Raw genomic sequence first — 22,441 nt, 5'->3', positions numbered from 1 at the left:
GCTCGTTAGCCCTGACCAGCCGTCTGGCACGGCATTTGATTCTATCGCTCCCGGCTGTGCCCGCGTCGTGAAGATTTCTCCGCGTGGTGAACCTCAGTCGACAGGAAGCGCTCGGTAACGTCCGTGCCGGGCCCAAGCGGGGATAGGACCCATGAAAATTGTTATGGCGATCATTAAGCCATTCAAGCTCGAAGAAGTCCGGGACGCCCTGACCGCCATCGGCGTTCATGGTCTCACGGTGACGGAAGTGAAGGGGTACGGCCGTCAGAAAGGTCATACGGAAATCTACCGCGGCGCCGAATATGCGGTGAGCTTCCTGCCCAAGATCAAGATCGAGGTCGCGATCCCCTCCGACCAGGTCGACAAGACCATCGATGCGATCAGCTCGGCCGCCAAGACCGGCCAGATCGGCGACGGCAAGATCTTCGTCATCAGCCTCGACCACGCCGTGCGTATCCGCACCGGCGAAGCGGACGCTGCGGCCCTTTGATTTCGCGCTCAAACCAGAACACTTACGGAGTACAATAAAATGACGTTCAAGCGTCCAACCAGCGCGGGATGGGTTACGCTCGCAATTGCAGGGCTCTGCGTCGCAGGCCTCGTCGATGTGGCGTTCGCCGAGGACGCGCCTGCCGCCGCTGCCGCAGCCGCCCCCGTTCCCAACAAGGGCGACGTCGCCTGGATGCTCGTGTCCAGCGCGCTCGTCCTGATGATGTCCATCCCCGGCCTCGCGCTGTTCTATGGCGGCCTCGTCCGCACCAAGAACATGGCCTCGGTCCTCACCCAGGTGTTCGCGATCGTCGCCATGGTCGGCGTGGTCTGGACGCTCTACGGCTACTCGCTCGCCTTCACCGACGGCGGCAGCATGACCAAATATGTCGGCGGCTTCGCCAAGGCCTTCCTGCACGGGGTCGATGCCAACTCCACCGCCGCGACCTTCTCGAACGGCGTCGTGATTCCGGAGTTCGCCTACTTCGTGTTCCAGATGACCTTCGCGATGATCACCCCGGCCCTGATCGTCGGCGCCTTCGCCGAGCGCATCAAGTTCTCGGCAGTGATGCTGTTCGTGCTGCTGTGGGTGACCTTCATCTACTTCCCGATCGCGCATTGGGTCTGGTACGTGCCCGCGCCGGATGACGTTGCTGCCGCCGCCAAGGCTCTCGCTGCCGCTGGCGACGCTGCCGCCAAGACGGCCGCCCAGGCCAAGCTCGACGAAGTTAGCAGCAACGCCGGCTGGCTGTTCCAGGCGGGTGCCCTCGACTTCGCTGGCGGCACCGTGGTGCACATCAACGCTGGCATCGCGGGCCTCGTCGGCGCCGTCCTGATCGGCAAGCGCACCGGCTACGGCAAGGAGCTGATGGCTCCGCACTCGCTGACCATGACCATGATCGGCGCCGCGCTGCTGTGGGTCGGCTGGTTCGGCTTCAACGCCGGCTCCAACCTGGAATCGAACGGCGTCACCGCGCTGGCCTTCGTCAACACCATGGTCGCGACCGCCGGTGCGGCGCTGTCCTGGCTGCTGTGCGAATGGGCCGTCAAGGGCAAGCCGTCGCTGCTCGGTATCTGCTCGGGCGCGGTCGCCGGTCTCGTCGCCGTTACCCCGGCCTCCGGTTATGCCGGTCCGATCGGCGCGCTGGTGCTCGGCCTGATCGTCTCCCCGGTCTGCCTGTTCTTCGTCTCCACCGTGAAGAACGCGCTGGGCTATGACGACGCGCTCGACGTGTTCGGCGTGCACTGCATCGGCGGCATCATCGGCGCTCTGGCCACCGGCATCCTGGTCAACCCGGCTCTGGGTGGCGTCGGCATCACCGACTACACCAACATCACCGGCAACAACGCCGGCACCTACGACTTCGCCACGCAGATGCTGGCGCAGATCCAGGCCGTCCTCGCCACGCTGGTGTGGTCGGGTGTCGGCTCGGCGATCCTCTACAAGGTCGTCGACGTGATTATCGGCCTGCGCCCGACCGTGGAGCAGGAGCGCGAGGGTCTCGACATCACCGACCACGGCGAGCGCGCCTACAACTACTGAGTTCTCCCGGGACTTGGTCGTACGCGACCAGGTCCGCAACTTCGGTTCGGGCAAATACCCGGCAATGCCCTGACCGTTGAGGGGCTCCAGCGCAAGCTGGGGCCCCTTTCTTTTTGCCGGGTGGCGGCATCGCCGCACGAGTTCCAATTCCGAGTCCTGATGTCGCACGGTGCCCACCCTCCCCTGGAGGGGGAGGGTGGGCACCGCCCGCGGCTCTTCTAAAGGGCATCACAACAAGCGGCTCTTTGGCTGACTCCCGGACAAGCACTGTCAGTCTCGCGGCGCATTCGCGCCCGAGCTGTGCTGATGGTCTCGCCCTCCTCAAACAGAGGGCGCAGGGAAGGCCGGGCGCTGGCCGCGCCCGTGGCCCGCCAGCGAAAGAAAATGCTGGCGGCAGGTACCACAGGTCTGGCCGAACACACCCGGCCCTCCCTGCGCGATTGGTTTTAACGGCTGCTTCGCGTTCTCCCTGGTGCGCCGGCTTGCTGGCCACCATCACGAGCGCGACACGCTGAGGGCATCGGCACCCGCTTGATATCAGCGTCGGGATATCAGGACCGCGCGACTTGACCGTGCGTGCATCGCCGTTCGTCCGCGCGATCAGCTCACGCTGCGTCGACCCACGCCCATCGCATCCCACTGCCAACGATCCGTGACGGTCGCGAAACGTCCCTCATGCGGCAGCAGGGACGTGCGGAAATCTGCAGGTGATTTGCCCGACGGTGCAATGCCGGCAGCGTGCGACAAACTAACACGACGGGCAATTCGCGCATGACAGGCTTGCGGCGGCAGCCGTCTGCCGCGCGGCGTTCCGGGACGCCGAACCGAAATCACGGAACAAGGTCATGCCCCTCGTGCGGGGCATGACGCCGGACTCGGAAGCTCGATCCCGCTGCCGGTCCATCGGCCGACGGAAGATTCGACGGAAGTCGAGGGTCGATTCAACTCACGAACCTTCGAACTTGAACGACACGTTGAGCTTGGCCCGATAGGCTTCGACTTTCCCCTTCGCATCGAGTTGCATGTCGAGCTTGACGACTTCTGCAACGCGCAGGTCCCGGAGTGTTTTCGCAGCTTGTTCGACCGCGTTCGCGGCCGCCTTTTCCCACGATTCGCTGCTGGTACCGATCAGCTCGATGACTTTGTAGACGCTGTCAGACATGTCGGTCTCCTGTTCGGTATGGAGCAGGAAGCAGGTGCTCCCTGCCACAACTGAACGTAGCATCATCGCGCGGCGTCTGAAAGGACGCAGCCTACCCATGGCAGCCGCGGGTCCGGAGCTACCACGAATGGCGCTAACGCCTTGCGCGTCTCACAAGCCCTTGCGCCCCTACACGCCGCCCAGCTTGCAGACGTGCTTCCATTCCGCAGGCGTGACCGGCTGCACCGACAGCCGCGACTGCTTCACCAGCGCCATCTCGCTCAGCATCTTGTCGGCCTTGATCGCGGCGAGCGTCACCGGGGTCTTGAAGGGCTTGTGCGCCTTGATGTCGACGCAGACGAACTTGCCGGTCTTGTCGGTCGGATCAGGATAGGCTTCCTTGATGATCTCGGCGATGCCGACGATCTCCTTGCCCTCGTTGGAATGATAATAGAAGGCGAGGTCGCCCTTCTTCATCGCCACCAGGTTCTGCCGCGCCGTGTAGTTGCGCACGCCGGTCCAGGCCTCCCCCTTCGCGCCCTTCGCCACCTGCTGGTCCCACGACCATACCGAGGGTTCGGATTTCACCAGCCAGTAGTTCATAGTTCCGTTCTCTTTCCATTCGTCGTGGCCGGGCAAGAGTGCGAAGCACGTCAAAGGCCCGGCCATCCACGTCTCACCGCCAGCCATATTATCTTAGACATGGATGCCCGCGACAAGCGCGGGCAAGAGGGCGGAGATGGCTGCATGATCAGCGGCGTGGAGTCGCGCTACACCGCTCACTCCTCCGCCTTGAACGGGCGCATCATCAGCGCCTCGATCGCGGCATCGATCGTCACGGTGCCGGCGAGAATGGCGGCGACCGCCTGCGCCACCGGCATCTCGACGCCGCGCGACGTGGCGAGTTCGACCAGCACGGGCGCGGTGTATTGTCCCTCGGCGAGCTTGCCTGCGGGCAGCGGCTCGCCGCGGCCGAGCGCGAGGCCGGCGGCGAAGTTGCGCGATTGCGGGCCGGCGCAGGTGAGGATCAGGTCGCCGAGGCCGGACAGGCCGGTCAGCGTCTCGCTGCGCGCGCCATAGGCGCGGCCGAGCCGCACCAACTCGGCGAAGCCGCGCGTGGTCAGCGCCGCCAGCGCCGAGGCGCCGAGATTGCGGCCGGCAACGATGCCGGCGGCGATCGCCAGCACGTTCTTGGCGGCGCCGCCGATCTCGACGCCGCGCACGTCGGTCGAATGATAGGGCCGGAAGGTCGGCGAGCCCAGCGCATGGACGAGGTCGGCCGCGAGCGCCTCGTCGGGCGCGGCGAGCGTCACCGCGGTCGGCAGTCCTCGCGCGACGTCGTCGGCGAAGCTCGGGCCGGACAGGATCACCGGGATCGCGTTCGGCGCGGCCTCCGCGATCACCTCGGTCATGAATTTATGGGTGCCGTGCTCGATGCCCTTGGCGCAGGCGACGAGCGGCGTGCCCGGACGGAGCAGCGGCGCGAGATGCATCACGGCGCCGCGCAGATGCTGGGCGGGGACGACGATGAGAACGGCGTCGGCGCGGGCGGCCTCGGCGAGATCGGCGGTCACGGCGATGCTGGCGGCGAGCGGAATGCCGGGCAGGCGCGGGTTTTCGCGGGCAGCAGAGATGCGCGCGGCGTGGTGGCTGTCGCGCGCGTAGAGCGTGACATCACGGCCGGCACGCGCGGCGACGGCGGCGAGCGCGGTGCCCCAGGCACCGGCGCCGATGACGGAGGTCGTTTGGAAGCGAGTCATTCGCCGCGAATTCGGCTGCGCTCCCTCCCCCCTTGCGGGGGAGGGTTGGGGAGGGGGGTGCCACGAGCGAGAATCTTTATGGAGCCACCCCCACCCCCGACCCCTCCCCGCAAGGGGGAGGGGAGCGCACCGCGTGTGGTGCAGGAGCTTGCCACATCACAGCCGAGGGCGATCCAGCCGCTTCGTGCAGGATGAAAAAGCAATTCCATCACCCTCAAAACCCCGCCCGCGTATTCGCGAACTTGCCCGGCACGCTGGCATTGGCATCCAGCAGCCAGCGCGCGCGTGGCGCGGCGTCCATGCCGTCCACCATCCCTAGCGCCAACCGCTCCAGCCCGGCCCAGGCGATCATCGCGCCATTGTCGGTGCACAGCGCCGGCGGCGGCATGATCAGGCGGGTGCCGGCCTGCTGCGCGACATCGTCGAGTGCGCCGCGGATCGCCTGGTTGGCGGCGACACCGCCGGCGGCCACCAGCGCGGTCGGCGCGCCAAAACGCTGCTTGAACAGATCGAGGCCGACGCGCAGGCGGTCGGCGGTCGAGTCCAGCACCGCGGCCTGGAAGCTGGCGCAGAGGTCGGCGATGTCCTGCTCGCTCACCTTGCCGAGCCGGCCGATCTCGTTACGCACGGCGGTCTTCAGACCGGACAGCGAGAAATTGGCATCGCTGCGGCCCTGCATCGGACGCGGGAAGGCAAAGCGCTGACCGTCGCCGTTGCGCGCGGCCTGCTCGACCTGCGGTCCGCCCGGATAGGGCAGGCCCAGCATCTTCGCGACCTTGTCGAACGCCTCGCCCATCGCGTCGTCGACGGTGGTGCCGAGCCTGACATAGTCGCCGACGCCGGCGACCGCGACGATCTGGGTATGGCCGCCGGAGGCCAGGAACAGGCAATAGGGGAAGTCGATTGCATCGGTGAGGCGCGGCGTCAGCGCATGCGCCTCGAGATGGTTGACCGCGATCAGCGGCGTGTCGTGCACCATCGCGATCGCCTTGGCGGTGGTGAGGCCGACGATGACGCCGCCAATCAGGCCCGGCCCGGCCGCCGCCGCGACGCCGCCGAGCGCGGCATAGTCGATGCCGGCCTCGCGCATCGCCGCGTCGATGAGATGGTCGAGCATGTCGACATGGGCGCGCGCGGCGATCTCGGGAACCACGCCGCCATAGATGGCATGCTCGTCGGTCTGCGAGCGCACGACATTGGAGAGGATCTGCCCCTTGCCGTCCGAATCACGCGCCACCACCGCGGCGGCGGTCTCGTCGCAGGTGGTTTCGATGCCCAGCACGAGCGTTTGCGATTCGTTACCCAATCTCAACCCTTTTGGTCATTATGAGTGCGCAGAACCGCCTAACACCACGAGGTCGCCAGGTGCAATCGTCCGTCCGTTGCAGCCCGGCCGATCCATGTTCGACGGGAGCATAGCACATGGCCGTGCTGGTGACCCGTCCCGCCCCTGACAATGAACGCACCGCGAGCGCCCTGCGCGCACGCGGCTTCGAGGTGCTGCTGGCGCCGATGCTGCGCTTCGAGCCGGTCGCGCTGCCGCCGAACGTGGGCGGCGATGCCGCCGGACTCATCGTGACGTCATCGAACGCGCTGCGCGCGGCGGCGCCGCAGCTCAGGGCGTCCGCCTTGCTGCGCCTGCCGCTGTTCGCGGTCGGCGACCGGACGGCCGCAGCCGCACGCGAGGCCGGCTTCACGCAGGTGATCTCGGCCGCGGCCGATGCGACCGCGTTGCGCGACCTGATCGCAGACAGCGGCGTCATCGAGGCCGGGGCCACCCTGCTCTATCTCGCCGGCGCCGACATCTCGCGCGACCTCGCCTCCGAGCTCGCCGAGCGCGGCTTCGATGTGATCACCCAGACCGTCTATCGCATGGCGCAGGTGACCACCCTGCCGCGCGAAGTCTGCGACGCCTTCGCAGCCAACCGGATCGAGGCGGTGCTGCATTATTCGCGGCGGAGCGCGGTTGCGTTCGTGGCGGCCATCCGCGCCGACGGCGTCGAAATCTCGGCGCTGGCGGTGCCGCATGGCTGCCTGTCGGCCAATGTCGCCGAGGTGCTGCGCGAGGCCGGCGCCACCCAGGTCACAATCGCGGCGCATCCGGATGAAAACGACATGCTGGAGGGCCTGACCCGTGCGCTACGGTCGTGAATGGCGTAAGAGGGCCTGCTCAATCTTGCCTCAGCCAGGGAACTTCCACCATGGTCGATGAACCCGACACCGCTGCACCGGCCTCCGACACCGGGCGGCCGAAACGGCCACCGCCGACCATCGATTTGGAGCCGACCTCGCGCGAGGAGCGCCCGTCGGCCAGCGAGAGCGCGGCGGAGCGGCCGACCACGTCGCCCTGGTCCGCGCCGGCCGAAGCCTTGGCCGAGGGGTCGTCGGGCGCGGCGAGCCAGTCGCATCCGCATGGCGCCGGTGACGCCGAACCGGAATCGGCCGCCAGCGAGACGCCCGAGGAGACGGTCGCCGCGGCCGAGCCGCCGCACGCCGAGCTTCCTCCACCCCGGCCGCCGCGCCCGGTCTCGCCCTGGATCATCGCGCCGTTCTCCGGCGCGGCCGCGGCGGCGCTGGTGATCGGCGTCGGCTGGATGCTCGGCTGGCCGCCTGTGCAGCCGCCCTCGGCGATCTCGCCGCAGTCCGCCGCTATCGACGAGCTCACCTCCCGCGTCGCCGGGCTGGAGCAGCGCGTCGGCAAGTCGGACGGCGCCGTGACCGGCCGGCTCGATGCCGCCGACAAGGCGATTGCAGCGCTGCGCAACGACGTCGCCGGCCTGCGCGCGCAGGCCGACAAGACCGTGGCGGCCCTCAACGATGTCCGGGCGCAGCCGCGCGACGGCTCCGCGCCGGCGCCCGCACCCGAGCCGGTCGATCTCTCCGGCCTGACGGCGCGCATCGACGCGCTGGAGCGGGCGAGCAAGAGCCAGAGCGCGGCGCTGGCACAGGAGCGCGCCAAGCTCTCCGCGGCGGCAGAGGCGGCCAAGCCGGCCGACGACGCGCCGTTGCGCCGCGTGGTCGCCGCGACCCTGCTCGACGTCGCCGTGCGTCACGGCGATCCCTATGGAGCGGCGCTGACCACCGCCAGATCGCTGGCGCCCGACGCGGCCGCGCTGAAGCCGCTGGAGGCATTCGCCACGACCGGCGTGCCGAGCCCCGCGGCACTGAGCCGCGAGCTGCTCACCATCGTGCCGAAGCTCTCGCCGCCGGCGCCCGAGAGCACCACGGGGACTTCGATCCTCGGCAAGCTCTCGGCCGGCGCCTCGAGCCTGGTCAAGGTCGAGCGCACCGACGGCGCCGGCACCGATCGCGGCGCGGTCGTGGCGCGGATCACCGCGGCGGCGCTGCGCAACGATTTCGCCGAGGCCCGCCGCGAGCTGAAGGGTCTCTCGCCGGAGGATCGCGCCCCCGCCAATGACTGGCTCGCACGCGCCGATGCCCGCGACGCCGCGCTGTCGACCGCCCGCAAATTCGCCGACGACGCGATGACCGCGCTCGCCAAACCCGCGCAATAGGACGCCCATGTTCCGGATCGTCATTTTCCTCATCCTGGTCGGGCTCGCCGCTGCGGGCTCGGCCTGGGTCGCCGAGCAGACCGGCGACGTCGTCTTGAATTGGGGCCCGTGGCGGATCGCCATGACCTTGCCGGTGTTCGTGCTGGCGCTCGGCCTGACCATCGCGGCCTGCGTGCTGGTCTGGAACCTGATCAGCGCGCTGCTGCGGGCGCCCGGCCACATCCGCAAGGCGCATCGCGCCCGCCGGCATCAGCGCGGCCGCCACGCCATCACCCACGGCCTGCTGGCGATCGGCCAGGGCGATTCGACCGCGGCGCGGCAGCACGCGGACACCGCCAAGCGGCTGGCCGGCGATGATCCGCTGACGCTGCTCCTGCACGCCCAGGCGGCGCAGCTCGAAGGCGACCGCGACGGCGCCCGGCGCGCCTTCCGCGCCATGGCCGAGCGCCACGACACCCGCCTGCTCGGCTTGCGCGGCCTGTTCATCGAGGCGCAGCGCGCCGACGACGCCTATGCCGCGGTGATGATCGCCGACGAAGCGCTCAGGCTGGCGCCCAACGCCACCTGGGCCTCGCATGCCGTGCTCGGCTTCCGTTGCGCCGAGGCCGATTGGGACGGTGCGCTTTCGATCCTCGACGGCAACTACACCGCCGGCATGATCGACAAGCCGACCTACCGCCGTCAGCGCGGCGTGCTGCTGACGGCGCGCGCGCTGGCGCTGGAGACCGGGGATCGCGACCTGTCGCGCGCGAGCGCGATGGAGGCGGTGAAGCTGGCGCCGACCCTGGTGCCGGCCGCGGTGCTGGCGGCAAAGTTCGAGAGCGAGGCGCACCAGGTACGGCGCGCGATGAAAATCATCGAGGCGGCCTGGGCGGCCGGCCCGCATCCGGATCTCGCCGACGCCTACGCCCATGTCCGGCTCGGCGATTCGGCCACGCAGCGGCTCGCGCGGGTGGAGAACCTGGCCGCGCGGACGCCCGGCCATGTCGAAGGCGCGCTGGCGGTGGCGCGCGCGGCGATCGACGCCGCCGAATTCGGCCGCGCCCGCGAGGCGCTGGCGCCGTTCACGGAGGATCCGACCCAGCGCGTGGCGATGCTGATGGCCGAGCTGGAGCGCACCGAGCATGGCGACGCCGGCAAGGCGCGCGAATGGGCGCTGCGCGCGGTGCGCGCCCGCCACGACCCGGCCTGGACCGCGGACGGCTATGTCAGCGATCGCTGGCAGCCGATCTCGCCGGTCACCGGCCGGCTCGACGCCTTCCAATGGCAGACGCCGGTGGCGAGCCTGCCCTCGGAGCGCAGCAGCGTGATCGAAAGCTCGGCCTTCGCCGAAGCCGTGCTGGCGCCGCCGGCCCGGCCCACCGTGGCCGAAGCCGCGGTCGAGCCGCCGCGCGAGGCCGTGGTGATCACTCCGGCGCTGCAGGACAACGAGCCGCCGCGGCCGGTGGTCGCGGCCGATCCCGAGCAGGCCGAACAACCGGCCGAGGCCGTGGACAAGCCTGTCGACAAGCCGGTGGATATCCCTGTGGACATGGCTGAGGATAGCCGGTTGATCGAGGCCGTCGCCGCCGAGCCGGCGCCGCCGTTGCAGGCCGCGGGTCCCGTCGAGGCCGAATCGGAGCCGGAGACGGAGGCCGAGCCGAACGCGGTCGCCGCCAAGCCGGCCGAGACGGCGGCAGCCGCGCCGACGCCGCTGTTCCGCACCCGCAACGATCTCGCCCGGCCGGCGGAGACGCCGATCCAGGCGATCGTGCCGATCATGCGGCCGCCGGACGATCCCGGTGTCGATGACGATGACCAGCCCCGCGACGAGTTCGCCGAGCAGATCGCGCCCAAGGCCCAGGCCGGCGGCTGGCGCGGGTTCTGGTCGCGGTTCGGCGGCTGAGGACCGTCAGGCCCTCCCGCCGTCCCGGTCACACCGGTTCGTTTCGGAGCCGCGGCCGCGCGCGTTGTCCTTGCCAACGGGCCGTCCGCCCGATATCAGGAGCGCGTCCGCGTCGTCCGGCCTCGTGCCGGGCGCTCGCCGCTATGGTTCGCCGCAATAGCTCAGCTGGTAGAGCACGTCATTCGTAATGACGGGGTCGGGGGTTCGAGTCCCTCTTGCGGCACCACCCCCCTTCCGCAGCCGTCCTCCCTCGTTCGTTTCTCGCCGACAAGGTACTGAAAACAAAACATTTTCGGTCATTCGTGGCCGTCACGGTTTGTTCTCGTTCGTTGACAGCCGATGAAATTGTTGGCCTCCTTGTTGGCCTTTCGGGCGATGTAGCTTTGAAAAGGCCAACAGTTGGTGCGTGGCATGGCGAGTGGAAAACTTACGGACGCTGCCGTTAGGAACGCCAAGGCTAGTGGGCGGCTAGTGAAGCTCTCGGACGGGGGCGGCCTGCAACTGTGGCTTACGCCAAGCGGTGGCAAACTCTGGAATTTCGCGTATCGGTTCGGCAGCAAGCAGAAGAAGCTCGCCCTTGGCGAATACGGCAAGGCCCCGGCCGGTGTGCCACTGGAAGCTGCCAGAAGGCTAAGGGACGAAGCTGCGGGCCTCTTGCGGGACGGCATCGATCCCGCCATCCGGAAGCGCCAGGTGAAGGCGGCGCGCGCCGAGGCTCAGGCCAACACGTTCAGTGTTCTGGCCGATGAGCTGCTTGCCAAGAAGAAGCGGGAGGGCGTTGCGACTGCGACCGCTGGCAAGCTGGAATGGCTGCTCGGCCTGGCCAAGGCCGATCTGGGACCGCTGCCGATCGGCGACGTCTCCGCTGGCGAAGTCTTGCGGGTGCTGCAACCACTGGAAGCGGCCGGCAAGCTCGAAACGGCAAAGCGCCTGCGGGCGGTCATTGGTGCCGTATTTCGATATGCTGTCACGACCGCCCGTGCCAATGCGGACCCGACCCAAGCGCTGCGCGGCGCAATCGCAGCTCCAAAACCGAAGCACCGGGCGGCGATTATCGAGCCTGTCGCGTTCGGCGGCTTGCTGCGGGCGATTGACGGCTTTCAGGGCCAGCCAACGACGAAGGCCGCGCTGCAACTGATCGCCCTGCTAGCGCCGCGGCCGGGCGAGCTGCGCCACGCGACATGGGCTGAGTTTGATCTGGACGCTGCCGTGTGGAACATCCCCGCCGAGCGGACGAAGATGCGCAGACCTCACCGCGTCCCGCTTCCAGCGCAGGCTACCGCCATTTTGCGGGATCTGCATCCGATCACAGGGCGAGGCGTGGCCGGGCTTGTCTTCCCGGGCCTGCGTTCGGTGACGCGGCCGATCAGCGAAAACACGCTGTGTGCGGCGCTGCGCCGTCTCGGCTATTCGAACGACGAGATGGTCGCTCACGGTTTCCGCTCGACCTTTTCGACCCTGGCCAACGAAAGCGGAAAGTGGAGCATCAACGCCATCGAGGCTGCGCTGGCGCATGTTGAGCCGAATGCTGTGCGCCGGGCCTACGCCCGCGGCGACTATTGGGATGAGCGTGTGAAACTGATGACGTGGTGGGCCGACTATCTCGATGCGCTGCGCCAGGGTGCGCGCATATTGCAATTCAAGGAAGCGTCAGCGTGAGCAGTGGTGGGCCTAGTACGTTAAGATCGTGTGCGGGGATAGGAAGGCTATCCGATAATCCGGTCAGCACCTCCGGGTACACATCGATTGGGGTACGACACGAGTGAGCTTATGGCGGCGGCCCTTTTGGTGAACAATGGGACGCCGGCATTTCACCAAGAACGGATCAGAAAACGCGGAGTTGGCTGCGTGGAGAAGCCCCTCTGTCAGCGCAGGACAAGCCTGTTGCTATCAGCGCAGAACTAGGACCGATTGACGGTCCAATCAGCAACGGGCCGAAGACGCGCCTCTCTAAGGAATAGGGCAAGCTGCCGCCACGGCGGACGCGCGCGTTGTTGATCATGCGTTTCGAGGACAACGACGATTGACGTTCATCTTCTCGTCACCGGACTTCACCGAGCGCGCCCCTCGGTCGCCACGAGACAGGATCTGCGATCCACCGGTTGATTTCGGATTCATGCCAACCGCTGCCATTGGTGCTGATCTTGATCTGAACCGGGAATGTGCCCTCGGCGATCTTGCGGTAGATCGTGGACCGCGACAGCCCGGTCCTCGCGAGAACGGTTTTCAAACGGATGATGCGGTCCGCTTCGCGCATGGCCGGGCTGCCTCCTGCTGGCTGGTTCTGACGGCTGCTGAGAGAAGAGAGGCCACCGCCTGGCGGGCGTGCAATTGGGTTTTCGACTTGTCGGGGCGTGGCGCCCAAGCGGCGGCAGATAGGCCTAGTCAGCGTTCGAGGCCTCGGTCTTTTCCAAGGCCGATACCGTGGGCAAGGGCTAGCTCCTGGCCGAGCCGGCGGCCGGATTCGAACGCGATGCCGAGGTCGTTCTTGCGGCCGGCGAGGATGGATTCCAATTGCGGATCGCGTTCGAGGCTTTTGGCCATGTCGCCCATTGCCGAGCGCGCAGCCTTGTAGCCGGACATGTCGCCAGCTTGGTATAGGCGCTGACTGGTGTGGCCAAGCTTGTGCCAGCGCTCCACAAAGCGATCGGCGCGCCGGCTTGGATCGGTGCGAAGTTCGGTCTCGATCTGGAGCGCACGGATGGCGGGGCTGACCTGACCGGCCGCCGCCTTACGGGCGAGCTCCGGGTTGTTTCGGTAGGCGGCTTCGGCGTCATGCGAGCCATAAGGCCGCACCGCCTCGAAGGCATGGCGGGCCGTCTGTAGTTCTTTCACCTGCTCCGGACTTGCCTGCCTGCCTATCTTCCGCTCCGCGAAGATCGCATCCACGGCGCGGGCATGGCGCACGAGTGCCCGGGTCCGGACGCGACGTGCTTCCACCTCGGGATCTTGCGCCACGTTCCTTGCCGGCACTTCGGGTTCACGCCGGTCGGTTGCCGTACCACTCCTTTCCCTTTCCGGCGACCCGGGCTCGGGCCGTTGTCCGCCATATCGGTCGGACACCTCCCCAGGAACGCGAAGGCCGTCGAACATGTCGCGCAGCTTCTCCGGCATGACCTTGCGTACGATCTCGGCCACGCGCTCGCGAAACGTGATCCCACGCCGCTCGGCGTAGCTTTGGATCGGATCGGCACGGTCGTAGTCGGAAGCCATGTCCTTGGCGCGATCGCGCGACAGGGCGCGGACCAGCCGAACCTCATTGGCAAAGTCGTCACGGCCATAATGCAGGTCGACGCTGTCGCGATGCCGCGACAGGGAGACATAGCTGCTGTGGGCGTCCATGCCGGGCGTCGCCAGCACATGGACGCGGTCCACCGTCATGCCCTGCGCCTTGTGGATCGTCGCCGCATAGCCATGGTCGAGCCGATTGTAATCTTTGAGGTCGAAGCGCACGGATCGGCCATCGTCGGTCTGCACGGTCATGGATTTTGCGCTGACCTGCTCGACGGTCCCGAGTGTGCCGTTCTTGACGCCGAGCCCGCGCTCGTTCTGCAGGAACATGACCCGATCCCCGCCCGCAAAGTCTCTCGTGCCGCGCTCGACCGTCACCTCCACCTCGTCGCCGAGATTGCCCGCTGCCCGCATCCGCTCGCGCGCCGTCTCGTTCAGCGCATGGACCTCTTCGTTGGTATGGGTGAGGATGATCCGGCTCCGATCCGGCGAGGCCAGCCGGTCGCGGTCCCAACGCTCGATCAGATCCCCTCGAGCCTGCTCGCGGGTCTGGGCCTCGTGCACCAAGCCATGGGCGCGGTAAGCTCCGAGCGCATGATCCACCTTGCCGGTCGCTAGATCGCGCGTGGCACCGCGCTGCCAGTCCTCCCGCTGACGGCGCACTTCGCCGATCTCGGCGCCGCCGTGACGCTCATAAATCGACCGGAAGGCCGCTCCCGCTTCGATCGCCTGCAGCTGTTGCGGATCGCCGACGAGCACCACCTTTGCGCCAGCCTCGGCGGCATGGGACAGCACGCGCTCGAGCTGCCGCGTGCCGACCATCCCCGCCTCGTCGATGACAAGCACATTGCTCGATTTGAGCAGATCACGGCTCTGTCCCCAGCCGTGCTCCAGGCTGGCAATCGTGCGCGACGCAATGCCCGATCCGCTTTGAAGGTTTTCCGCGGCAATGCCGGACAGCGCCACGCCCCGGACCTCGAAGCCAGCCGCTTCCCACGCCTCCCGTGCCACCCCCAGCATCGCGCTCTTTCCCGTCCCGGCATGGCCGACCACGACGCTGAGATCGCGTCCACCCGTGACGTGCGCCAAGGCGTCAACCTGCTCGGATGACAGCACCAGGCCGCGCGCTTCCGCACGCGCCAAAGCCGCCCTGCGCTCCGCATCTCGCACCTCGAGGCGCTCCCCTCCCGCCAACAATTCAGCGGCACGGTGCAGGCGCTGTTCCGTCTCGATCATTCCGCGGGTTGTGAACCGATCCTCGCCGCGGGCGTCCTTACCGAGTTCGATCAGATCGGGCGTTCCCTGTATCGCGCCCATGACCGCATCGAACTGGTCGAGCCCGTCACTGTGCCGGTGCGCGAATTTTGCCAGGTCGCGGCGCGTGAAGGTCGATTGCTGCTGGGTGATCGCGTCCAGTCCAAGGGAGGGATCAGCGATGATCCGCGCGCCATTGTTGCGCGCGATCTCGCGGTGCATCTCGGCCCGGTCGGCCTCAGACTCGTCGCCCGCAATGCCTCGGATCTCAATCCGTTTGGCGGGCGCGCCGATCTGGCTTTGCGGCTCCAGCGCAATGCCCTGGGCTTCCAGGCTGCGATGGTCGATCCGCGCGTCGATGTCGAGCTGGGCCAGCCGCTCGTTGACAAGCTCGGCCCAGCGTCTGCGCCAGCGCTCGACCATCTCCGTACGGTTCCAGTCCCGTACCTTATTGCCAAAGCCGCTCTCGTCGACCCCGCGCATGGTCAGCATGACATGGGCATGCGGCTTGGGCATGCCGTCCTCGGCCATATCCCAGTGCACATTGAGATCGGCGATCATACCGAGACCCACGAACTCGCTCCGAACGAAATCGCGGGCTAGCTCGATGCCCTGCGCCTCACTCATCTCGCGCGGAAGCGCAAACTCCACCTCGCGGGCCAGCTGGGCATCTTTCCGGATTTCGTGCGCTTCGACGTCATTCCAAAGCCGCTCGCGGTCGCTCCATGCTTCCGGCACGTTCTCCGGCAGCATGACCTCGGAATGAACGACGCCGCGCTTGGCGGAGAAATCCTGATCGCGGCCGAGCCGCTCGTCACGCAGCCGCGAGCCGGAGCGGTAGGCCGCCGATGCTACCGCGCTGCTCCCGGCCTTTCGGCCAATGACCTTGACGTGAAGATGATAGATCGCCATCGCGACCAGATCATCTACACGGCGAAGCGCACGTCGGAACGACGTATAAGCGCGCCCTCCTCGAAAAAATCTCGGGAGGGACTACCCCGTCTCAGCTCGTCCTGATGACCTTACAGCATTCTGCGGTGTGCTCGCCTATTATTTCTCCATCGAGCTCATGGAGACGATGATGCGCAAGCCACGAGACTTTGATGCGGATCTGAAGGCACTCGAAGACAAAGCGCGCGGGCTGAAAACTCGAAAGGTGCGCCAGCTCGGCGAATTGGTCATCGCGACCGGAGCTGACACACTGACGGCTGAAGAACTGGCAGGCGCGCTGATCGTGCTGGCCGAGACGAAGGAGGCCGGGAAGAGGGAGGCATGGGCCAAGCGCGGCGCCGCGTTTTTTCAAGGACGGACGCGCTGAAATGCGCCAGCAACTGACCGCAACACGGACGGCGCTCCTGGGCAACCGGACGGCGCGCAACCGGCATCAAGCCGCAAAAGCGCGACATGACATGCGCGCGTGGCAGGTCGAACGCCGCAAGCGCACCCGGCACCTCATCGAACTCGGCGGCCTCGTGGTCAAAGCCGGCATCGTGGACCTGACCGGTGACGACCGTTCCACGATCTTGGGCGCGCTGCTTTGGATGGCTGACAAGCTTAAAAGCGGTGAGGGCGAACGGGCACGTGAGCTTTGGGCCGCGAAGGGAAAACAAGCGTTCGAAACGGACCCTGCAATGGAAACGCGCACAGTTCGTAGAATGCGCGACAATCGCACGTTGGCCGACTAACGCTTCCGCAGCAGCCCGCTTGGTGAATTGCACGATCCTAATATCAACTGCAAAGTTGGTTTGCCGCTTTACTGCAGCTCCCTTGCGACAGGAATTGAGAGCAAGGCAAACACAATTGCACCAAGCACAAGCGTGATCGCACCGACGAGAAGAAAAGCGGGTGGATACAGGCCGCTACCGCCCAGATTCAGGACGGCTCCTATCAGCGCGATGCCGAAAGCAAAGCCCACCTGACGCATTGTGACACACATGGCGGCAGCCGTCGCCGCTCGATCGGCTGGAACCGAGGAAACCGAGAAGGCCGTGATCTGAGCGTTGAACAGTGCGCACCCCGCTCCGCCCAGGAGCAGCATCGCGCCCACGGCCCACGTCGCTGCCGAGCTGGATAGATCCCTTGAAATGGCTCCCAGGAACAATGCCGCGACGCCAACCACCGTCAGTCCTCCGCCGAAGTAGAACCGTGCCGGCATACACTGCGACAAGCGCGCGCCCAGACTAGGCAGCAGGAGCATTGGTATGGTGAGCGCGGTTAGCAGCAATCCGGAGCGACTTGCATCGAGCCCCATCGGCCCGCGCATCATCTGCGGCAGATGGACGAGCAAGGACCAGTAACCGATCGAACTTGCAATAGCGGTGATACAAAGGGCAAGGAACGGAACCGACGCAAACAGTCCGAAATCAAAGGCCGGCCGCGGGTGCCTGCGCTCTACGACCCAGAACGCACAAGAAGCGAGCACGGTTGTAGCCAATGCTATCCCACGAAATCCGCCTGATGAGAGGAGCGCGTACGCTGAGGAACCGACGACTAGCGCTAGCAGGTTCGGCCCGAGCCAATCCATTGGCGGTTGAGAGCCGACACGTTCCGATTCCGCCAGCGGCGAGGCGAAGACCACGAGCGCCATACAGAGCGGAAGATTGATCCAGAAGATCCACGGCCAGCCAGCATAGGAGGCAATGATTGCTCCGAGCGGTGGTCCGACGACCATTGAGCCACCGATGACCGTACCCCAGATGCCGAAGGCCCAGGCGCGTCGCTTACCCGGATAAGCGGCCGCGAGTAGCGCCGCAGCCGCCGACGTGATCGCAGCGCCTGCGACGCCTTGCAGCACGCGCCACGCCAGCAGGCTCTCGAACGTGGTCGACGCCGCAGACAGTGCCGAGGAGAGAGCAAACAAGACGCCGCCGCCAATGAACACTCTTCGCCGCCCGTGTCGGTCTGCAAACGGACCGGCAACCGGAAGCGCGAAGATGAGAGCGAGGCTGTAGATGTCGATAATCCAGGCCTGGTCTTGCACCGGGACCCCTAAGCTGCTGGCGATGTCCGGTAGCGCTGCGGCCAGGCCCGTGAGATCGACCTGGAACAGGAATCCGCTGACACTCGCCGCAAGAAGCGCAAACCGCGGCAATCGTGAAGAAGAACCGTTATCCGCGATTGTCGGATCCTCAACCAGCGCAATTTCGAGATGTTCTGCCATCGCCTTAGGCTGGCGGAAAAACGGCTTGGCAGCGAATGAAGCATTCTCAAAATCTCATGAAACTGTATCATGTGGTTCTCATTGATCACTTCTTGCTCCGATGGTCCGTCGCCTTCCACCTTTTGCTCCATTGGTCGCGTTCGACGCCGTCGCGCGCCACCGCTCATTCACTCGCGCGGCTGAAGAACTTGGTGTGACCCAGAGCGCGGTCAGTCATCGAATTCGGCAGCTCGAGACATTTTACGGGACGACTCTGCTCCGCAGACTCAATCCCGGGGTCGAGCTGAGCGCCGAAGGAAGTTTGCTGCGAGCCGAACTTGCGATGTTGCTCGACACCATGGCCGGACTGGAGCCTCGTCTGCGCCGCCGCGCCAGCCGCCAAACCGTCAGATTGGGTTCAGGCCCGGCGTTCGCCGCGTGGTGGCTCGTCAGGCGACTTCCATCGTTTCAGTCGGAGCATCCCGACATCGATGTCGAGTTCGAGCCAATCCAAGCGGAGCAGGACGCGACGAGTTCAGTCGATCTTCGTATCGTCTGGACGTCGCTTGCCGAAGCACGGCCCAGTTCGACTCAAGCGCCATTGTTTCAGGAACGGGTGGTTCCGGTGTGCGCGCCACGTGTGCTGCCTGAAGGCAAGCCGCTGGCGAATCCGGCCGGTCTGATTGAGCTTCCGCTGATTCGCAAGGGGAGCGATCCCGCCGGTGAGTGGAGTTGGGAATTCTGGTTCAAGACACTTGGCGTGAACCAGGCCGTCTCCCGCGGGCCGGTTCTGCGTGATATCGGGCTTTGCCTCACCTCTGCCGTCGAAGGCGGCGGGGTCGCGCTTGGACGCTCGCTTCTGATCGCCGACGCAGTCGCCGATGGCCGCCTCGTACCGGCGTTGTTGGCGACGCCTCACGTGTCTTCGAGCAAAGTCCATGTGGCACGTTGGCGTCCAGAACTCACCGGTGATCGAGCTATCCGGACTTTAGTCAATTGGCTTTCTCGAGAAACATTGGTTACGGCAAACTGCCCCTCGGCTTGAACACGATGCGCAGAACGCAGACCTCTGAATTGCTCCGCAACTACGGTGTACCCAATCGAAATGGCGCACCACGGCCGATGAAGATGGGCACTACTGCTTCGCTATACCTCTATGATGCAGCGGCCGCCAAAGCGATCCGGCCGGATAACCAGCGACGGACTACGATCTTCCGCTACGCCTCATGGGCGACTGTCTTCCCGATTCCGCTGGTGGTCCGGTTACCCCTCGATAGCGGCCATTTCGATCAATCGCAGGATCGACGTGATGGGCCAATAGCCGACCACCAGTCACCGTCCCAGGCGCGATAGGAGCGCGGCCGCGTTCGGCTGCCTCGCAGCCCACGTAATATTATGTTCGCCGTCGACCTGCACAAAACCTGTACGTTCAGGCATGTCACTCCCATCAAGTGAGTTGAAAGTGCATGTTGCGCTTTCGCGAATGATGGCACCGATACGATCCTGAGCTTGGTAATCGATGAGCGCGATATACTGAACCGGCGAAGCTCGCTCGACTTGGGCAATGGCTTTCTTGGCTGCCTCGGACACTCGCCGTATCGGGTCTTTGAAGAACTCGTCGAACGTGATTGTCTTCCGAGACTCGTCTACGCTGATCCGCTCATAGGTGGACGGAGCAACCAACCGCTCCTTGATTGCTCTATCACATGTCTGCACAAATTGAGCGGTGAAGGGTGCGTAGCCGCGAAGGTACGCGTGGCCTAGAACGATCACACCGAAGCTCAGAAGCATTGCAATTGCGAGCTTTGTTCTCATCTTCCTGGTCGCTTGCCGACATTGCCCACGCCGCACTCAATACCGCTCTTGGACAAGGAAGCGGAAATCGAAGGAGAGCATCTTTTGTGCGGCCGTTACTAAAAACTAACGATGTCCGATTCGAAAAGCTGCCTTCTGATCGTCTGACGGCTCGCTTCCGGTTAAACCGCGAAAGCGGACATTCTCAATGCCGCTCTGGATCGTCCGTAGGGGGCCAGAACCGGAAGTGAACGCGACAAATGGGCTAACGCGAAGGGCTATTTGTCGCCATCAATACGGTGAGCAATGTAAAGATGCGTTTCATAATCGATGTCGAGGCCGCCTCCTTGATCGTCGATTGCTTTTGCAATTTCATCGAGCAGGTCTTCACGCGTCTCTGCCGCGAGTAACCGAACGTCCGACCGCGTGCTCAGAAACTCGGTGTAGCTGGACGCCGTGTGCTGCCATTTCCACAGATAGCACTTGTGTTCAACGGGCCCGAACAACTGCGACTGGTCAAACCAGTCCTTAAACGGGCCGTTCGGTAGGTACCAAGCTTCGGGCGGCGCCCCCCACGAGCCCGTGTGACGTAGCCAAATTTGCTTAAACCGTTCCAGTAAATGTGAGGGTAGTCCGACAGGCACGTGCCCGAAGACGGCCAGTGTTCCGTTAGTCGAAAGCAGTTGGGCGGCTTTTACGAACCGCACTTCCGGGGATACCCAGTGCCACGCCTGTGCCGCAAAGATTAGAGCGAACACTGAATTTCCAACTGGCCACGCCTCGAAAGTAGCCTCGGCTAGTTTCACGTTGGCAAAACTCGCCAAAGTCTCGCGCGCGTAGCGGATCATTTCCGATCCGGGATCAATGGCGACGATCTGCAAACCCCGCTTCGCAAAGCTTTTTGTTGCTTGACCCGTTCCACAGCCAATTTCAAGAACGGCATCGGTTGGCTCTAGGTTTGCAAATGACATGACATCGTCAATCAGAGCCTCAGGGTAATCGGGTCGTGAGGCCCTGTATACGTTCGCGACCTGATCGAATGTGAAACGCTGCTCCATCGTTTGCCCCCTTTTGGCGGTTAGGGAACATAACCTGAGCGGCGTCTGCCCGTCCAACAGCCCACTTCCGCTTCGGGTCAAAAAGCCGGCGGTCGGTGCCCGGCTCCCTTATTCCGGTCGAGGCCCGGAAGCCGACATCACCGGCGGGACCGAAGGTCCGGGACGGGCCAGCAGCGGAAGTAAACGCGACAAAAGCGAAGGGCTACTTGTCGCCGTCACCTCTTTGGCAGCGCATCGATAGCCGCTGCATACGAATCAGCAGATTGCAGAAGCCTGATGGCCCGTGCCGCCGGTGCCTTATCGGAGTCATATTGATAGCGAATCCTGATCGCGCCGATCAGCGTTTTCTTAAACTCGGACAGCGGCAGCCTCGCTTCATTGGCCAGCACCGGAATCGCAAAAATCGAACGCAGCAACCATGGTCCGATGGCTCTGATGCCGCCGAACGGGCGAACACGAATAAAGTCTAGAACATCGAACGACCGGCCGTCGGCGTCTACTAAGTGCCATTCGCCAGCGCGGGCGCGTTGGGCCGTCTCCTCAAACATCGAGCGGGGATGTGCACAGAGTTCGAGTGGCGTCGCAGCCAGATAGATGTAGCCCTCTCGCCAACAAAGCACGGGATACGAGATGTCGGGCAGATCGGCCGTCGTTTGACTCACTGGTCGCCGCAAAGTGCCAAATTGCTTGTACTCCAGGAGGCCACGATGCCTCGGTACTCTCCCTCAACGTACCAGCATACGTTGACTGAAGCTTTGCAACCCCAAAATGACAGCGGTGCGAACGAAGGTCCGGTTTAGGTCAAAGCCGGTCCTTTTGCCCCCTGGACGGCTTGCTTCCGGTCGACCTCCGGGAGCAGACGTCACCGTCCCGACTGGAAAGGTCCGCGAGGGGCCAATAGGCGACATGCCGATTGCCGACCTTTTTGGCTAGACGGACATTTGACCCGGGAAAGTGGTCACATTCTACGCCAGCAAAGTACTTCAGCAACGAGATGCTTCTGCTTCAATGTAATCTCGTTAGCGGTGCTTAGAGCCACACCAGCACCGAGGATGTGAGTCCCAGCACCGCTAGCGGCACGGCGTACAGGTAGAAAACGTAGATGTGAGTCCGCTGTTGTCTCTCGAAGTAGAACAAAAGCTCCGTTGCCCTTTTGCTGCCTCGTGTCGCCCAGACGAGCGCCAAGAAGATCAACATGATCAGAAATGGCAGGCCGAAAATAACCCCGGTTAACCAGGCGTTGCGCCACGGCGCGTCCTCACTCCCTATGGCAAGAGCCAACAAGGGAGTGGCAAACCCCAAGCAGCCACTAGCCAACAGGTAACGATAAAGCCGGCGGTTCTGCCGCTGGAGTGTTTCAGCCGGAACTTCGGCAAATTCGCCACCCTGTCGCGCAGGAGCAATCTTAGAAGCGACCTCTGCTGCGAGGCTTCCGAGAATGCCGCTCAGCAATTCATGAGGCATGTGCGGTTACCAGGGTCATACGGACACTGATTAGTGTGCTAAAGTTGCTGCCCGATTAAGCGTTCGGCTCAATTCTGATTAAGTCGGCTTCGGGTCTTGGTCGTGTAAAAACGGCCTTGCGGACGTCCGTCCTGACCACGAGGACGCGGGCGTTTCTCAGGCTGTGAT

General features: G+C 65.0%; 19 protein-coding genes, 1 tRNA gene and 1 pseudogene. 10 read left to right on the top strand and 11 right to left on the bottom strand.

Annotated elements, in window-relative coordinates:
• Window positions 1-151 precede the first annotated feature (151 nt).
• Both ACQR0W_RS26245 and ACQR0W_RS26240 read left to right on the top strand, forming a co-directional pair.
• Entirely contained in the window at window positions 152-490 is a 339-nt protein-coding gene (locus ACQR0W_RS26245) for a P-II family nitrogen regulator (RefSeq protein WP_006611147.1), read from the top strand.
• A gap of 39 nt (window positions 491-529) precedes the next feature.
• A complete protein-coding gene (locus ACQR0W_RS26240) occupies window positions 530-2,032 on the top strand; it encodes an ammonium transporter (protein ID WP_316186420.1) in 1,503 nt (500 codons plus the stop codon).
• A 946-nt stretch (window positions 2,033-2,978) separates the two neighbouring features.
• Here ACQR0W_RS26240 and ACQR0W_RS26235 read toward each other — a convergent pair.
• From ACQR0W_RS26235 to tsaD, 4 genes are all read right to left on the bottom strand, one after another.
• On the bottom strand, window positions 2,979-3,194 hold the full coding sequence (locus ACQR0W_RS26235; protein WP_316186421.1) for a dodecin family protein: 216 nt from the start codon (window positions 3,192-3,194) through the stop codon (window positions 2,979-2,981).
• Between the two features lie 168 nt (window positions 3,195-3,362).
• Window positions 3,363-3,776 (bottom strand): EVE domain-containing protein, encoded by a 414-nt coding sequence (locus ACQR0W_RS26230; RefSeq protein ID WP_315750837.1) that lies wholly within the window; start codon window positions 3,774-3,776, stop codon window positions 3,363-3,365.
• Between the two features lie 176 nt (window positions 3,777-3,952).
• On the bottom strand, window positions 3,953-4,933 hold the full coding sequence (locus tag ACQR0W_RS26225; protein ID WP_316186422.1) for an NAD(P)H-dependent glycerol-3-phosphate dehydrogenase: 981 nt from the start codon (window positions 4,931-4,933) through the stop codon (window positions 3,953-3,955).
• Window positions 4,934-5,147: 214 nt separating this feature from the next.
• A complete protein-coding gene (gene tsaD, locus ACQR0W_RS26220; protein ID WP_315715842.1) occupies window positions 5,148-6,215 on the bottom strand; it encodes a tRNA (adenosine(37)-N6)-threonylcarbamoyltransferase complex transferase subunit TsaD in 1,068 nt (355 codons plus the stop codon).
• Window positions 6,216-6,355: 140 nt separating this feature from the next.
• Between tsaD and ACQR0W_RS26215 the strand changes: the two genes are divergently transcribed.
• The 5 genes from ACQR0W_RS26215 to ACQR0W_RS26195 all read left to right on the top strand — a co-directional run bounded on the left by ACQR0W_RS26215 (window position 6,356) and on the right by ACQR0W_RS26195 (window position 11,992).
• Window positions 6,356-7,084, top strand: coding sequence for a uroporphyrinogen-III synthase (locus ACQR0W_RS26215; protein WP_316186423.1), 729 nt, complete (start codon window positions 6,356-6,358; stop codon window positions 7,082-7,084).
• A 50-nt stretch (window positions 7,085-7,134) separates the two neighbouring features.
• Window positions 7,135-8,448, top strand: coding sequence for a COG4223 family protein (locus tag ACQR0W_RS26210; protein ID WP_316186424.1), 1,314 nt, complete (start codon window positions 7,135-7,137; stop codon window positions 8,446-8,448).
• A gap of 7 nt (window positions 8,449-8,455) precedes the next feature.
• Window positions 8,456-10,333, top strand: a complete 1,878-nt coding sequence (locus ACQR0W_RS26205; RefSeq protein ID WP_316186425.1) for a heme biosynthesis protein HemY — start codon at window positions 8,456-8,458, stop codon at window positions 10,331-10,333.
• 150 nt (window positions 10,334-10,483) lie between these two features.
• Window positions 10,484-10,559 (top strand) — tRNA-Thr (locus ACQR0W_RS26200).
• 185 nt (window positions 10,560-10,744) lie between these two features.
• Entirely contained in the window at window positions 10,745-11,992 is a 1,248-nt protein-coding gene (locus ACQR0W_RS26195; protein ID WP_315715838.1) for a tyrosine-type recombinase/integrase, read from the top strand.
• 382 nt (window positions 11,993-12,374) lie between these two features.
• Here ACQR0W_RS26195 and ACQR0W_RS26190 read toward each other — a convergent pair whose 3' ends face one another.
• Window positions 12,375-12,590 carry a helix-turn-helix transcriptional regulator gene (locus ACQR0W_RS26190; protein WP_315715837.1) on the bottom strand — a complete coding sequence of 72 codons (216 nt, stop codon included), beginning with the start codon at window positions 12,588-12,590 and terminating at the stop codon, window positions 12,375-12,377.
• A gap of 128 nt (window positions 12,591-12,718) precedes the next feature.
• Window positions 12,719-15,730, bottom strand: coding sequence for a Ti-type conjugative transfer relaxase TraA (gene traA, locus ACQR0W_RS26185; RefSeq protein ID WP_316187939.1), 3,012 nt, complete (start codon window positions 15,728-15,730; stop codon window positions 12,719-12,721).
• 169 nt (window positions 15,731-15,899) lie between these two features.
• On the opposite strand from traA, the pseudogene ACQR0W_RS26180 reads away from it, so the two are divergent.
• Together ACQR0W_RS26180 and ACQR0W_RS26175 are read left to right on the top strand one after the other, a co-directional pair.
• Window positions 15,900-16,226: pseudogene (locus ACQR0W_RS26180) on the top strand (conjugal transfer protein TraD).
• A gap of 1 nt (window position 16,227) precedes the next feature.
• Window positions 16,228-16,503, top strand: a complete 276-nt coding sequence (locus tag ACQR0W_RS26175) for a conjugal transfer protein TraD (RefSeq protein ID WP_315715835.1) — start codon at window positions 16,228-16,230, stop codon at window positions 16,501-16,503.
• Window positions 16,504-16,571: 68 nt separating this feature from the next.
• On the opposite strand, the gene ACQR0W_RS26170 is transcribed toward ACQR0W_RS26175, so the two are convergent.
• Window positions 16,572-17,978 carry an MFS transporter gene (locus tag ACQR0W_RS26170; protein ID WP_315715834.1) on the bottom strand — a complete coding sequence of 469 codons (1,407 nt, stop codon included), beginning with the start codon at window positions 17,976-17,978 and terminating at the stop codon, window positions 16,572-16,574.
• A gap of 100 nt (window positions 17,979-18,078) precedes the next feature.
• Between ACQR0W_RS26170 and ACQR0W_RS26165 the strand changes: the two genes are divergently transcribed.
• On the top strand, window positions 18,079-19,002 hold the full coding sequence (locus ACQR0W_RS26165; protein ID WP_315715833.1) for a LysR substrate-binding domain-containing protein: 924 nt from the start codon (window positions 18,079-18,081) through the stop codon (window positions 19,000-19,002).
• Window positions 19,003-19,289: 287 nt separating this feature from the next.
• Here ACQR0W_RS26165 and ACQR0W_RS26160 read toward each other — a convergent pair whose 3' ends face one another.
• The 4 genes from ACQR0W_RS26160 to ACQR0W_RS26145 form a co-directional block, all read right to left on the bottom strand.
• A complete protein-coding gene (locus tag ACQR0W_RS26160; protein ID WP_315715832.1) occupies window positions 19,290-19,772 on the bottom strand; it encodes a hypothetical protein in 483 nt (160 codons plus the stop codon).
• Window positions 19,773-20,029: 257 nt separating this feature from the next.
• Window positions 20,030-20,809 carry a class I SAM-dependent methyltransferase gene (locus tag ACQR0W_RS26155; protein WP_315715831.1) on the bottom strand — a complete coding sequence of 260 codons (780 nt, stop codon included), beginning with the start codon at window positions 20,807-20,809 and terminating at the stop codon, window positions 20,030-20,032.
• 215 nt (window positions 20,810-21,024) lie between these two features.
• The gene (locus tag ACQR0W_RS26150) at window positions 21,025-21,471 is read right to left on the bottom strand and encodes a hypothetical protein (protein WP_315715830.1); all 447 of its coding nucleotides are present in this window, start codon (window positions 21,469-21,471) and stop codon (window positions 21,025-21,027) included.
• Window positions 21,472-21,838: 367 nt separating this feature from the next.
• Window positions 21,839-22,273 carry a hypothetical protein gene (locus tag ACQR0W_RS26145; RefSeq protein ID WP_315715829.1) on the bottom strand — a complete coding sequence of 145 codons (435 nt, stop codon included), beginning with the start codon at window positions 22,271-22,273 and terminating at the stop codon, window positions 21,839-21,841.
• Between the last annotated feature and the right edge of the window lie 168 nt (window positions 22,274-22,441).

Origin of the sequence: Bradyrhizobium sp. HKCCYLRH1034 (genome assembly GCF_051168375.1) — a bacterium.
Lineage (GTDB): Bacteria > Pseudomonadota > Alphaproteobacteria > Rhizobiales > Xanthobacteraceae > Bradyrhizobium.
This window is presented reverse-complemented; position numbering and strand designations above follow the sequence as displayed.

What these genes read in the sequence shown, in the direction of transcription:
- traA (WP_316187939.1), bottom strand. Translation starts at nt 15,730, where the DNA reads ATGGCGATCTATCATCTTCACGTCAAGGTCATTGGCCGAAAGGCCGGG.
- ACQR0W_RS26175 (WP_315715835.1), top strand. Translation starts at nt 16,228, where the DNA reads ATGCGCGCGTGGCAGGTCGAACGCCGCAAGCGCACCCGGCACCTCATC.
- ACQR0W_RS26230 (WP_315750837.1), bottom strand. Translation starts at nt 3,776, where the DNA reads ATGAACTACTGGCTGGTGAAATCCGAACCCTCGGTATGGTCGTGGGAC.
- ACQR0W_RS26190 (WP_315715837.1), bottom strand. Translation starts at nt 12,590, where the DNA reads ATGCGCGAAGCGGACCGCATCATCCGTTTGAAAACCGTTCTCGCGAGG.
- ACQR0W_RS26240 (WP_316186420.1), top strand. Translation starts at nt 530, where the DNA reads ATGACGTTCAAGCGTCCAACCAGCGCGGGATGGGTTACGCTCGCAATT.
- ACQR0W_RS26155 (WP_315715831.1), bottom strand. Translation starts at nt 20,809, where the DNA reads ATGGAGCAGCGTTTCACATTCGATCAGGTCGCGAACGTATACAGGGCC.
- ACQR0W_RS26195 (WP_315715838.1), top strand. Translation starts at nt 10,745, where the DNA reads ATGGCGAGTGGAAAACTTACGGACGCTGCCGTTAGGAACGCCAAGGCT.
- ACQR0W_RS26160 (WP_315715832.1), bottom strand. Translation starts at nt 19,772, where the DNA reads ATGAGAACAAAGCTCGCAATTGCAATGCTTCTGAGCTTCGGTGTGATC.
- ACQR0W_RS26205 (WP_316186425.1), top strand. Translation starts at nt 8,456, where the DNA reads ATGTTCCGGATCGTCATTTTCCTCATCCTGGTCGGGCTCGCCGCTGCG.
- ACQR0W_RS26215 (WP_316186423.1), top strand. Translation starts at nt 6,356, where the DNA reads ATGGCCGTGCTGGTGACCCGTCCCGCCCCTGACAATGAACGCACCGCG.
- ACQR0W_RS26210 (WP_316186424.1), top strand. Translation starts at nt 7,135, where the DNA reads ATGGTCGATGAACCCGACACCGCTGCACCGGCCTCCGACACCGGGCGG.
- ACQR0W_RS26225 (WP_316186422.1), bottom strand. Translation starts at nt 4,933, where the DNA reads ATGACTCGCTTCCAAACGACCTCCGTCATCGGCGCCGGTGCCTGGGGC.
- ACQR0W_RS26235 (WP_316186421.1), bottom strand. Translation starts at nt 3,194, where the DNA reads ATGTCTGACAGCGTCTACAAAGTCATCGAGCTGATCGGTACCAGCAGC.
- ACQR0W_RS26170 (WP_315715834.1), bottom strand. Translation starts at nt 17,978, where the DNA reads ATGGCAGAACATCTCGAAATTGCGCTGGTTGAGGATCCGACAATCGCG.
- ACQR0W_RS26145 (WP_315715829.1), bottom strand. Translation starts at nt 22,273, where the DNA reads ATGCCTCATGAATTGCTGAGCGGCATTCTCGGAAGCCTCGCAGCAGAG.
- ACQR0W_RS26245 (WP_006611147.1), top strand. Translation starts at nt 152, where the DNA reads ATGAAAATTGTTATGGCGATCATTAAGCCATTCAAGCTCGAAGAAGTC.
- ACQR0W_RS26165 (WP_315715833.1), top strand. Translation starts at nt 18,079, where the DNA reads ATGGTCCGTCGCCTTCCACCTTTTGCTCCATTGGTCGCGTTCGACGCC.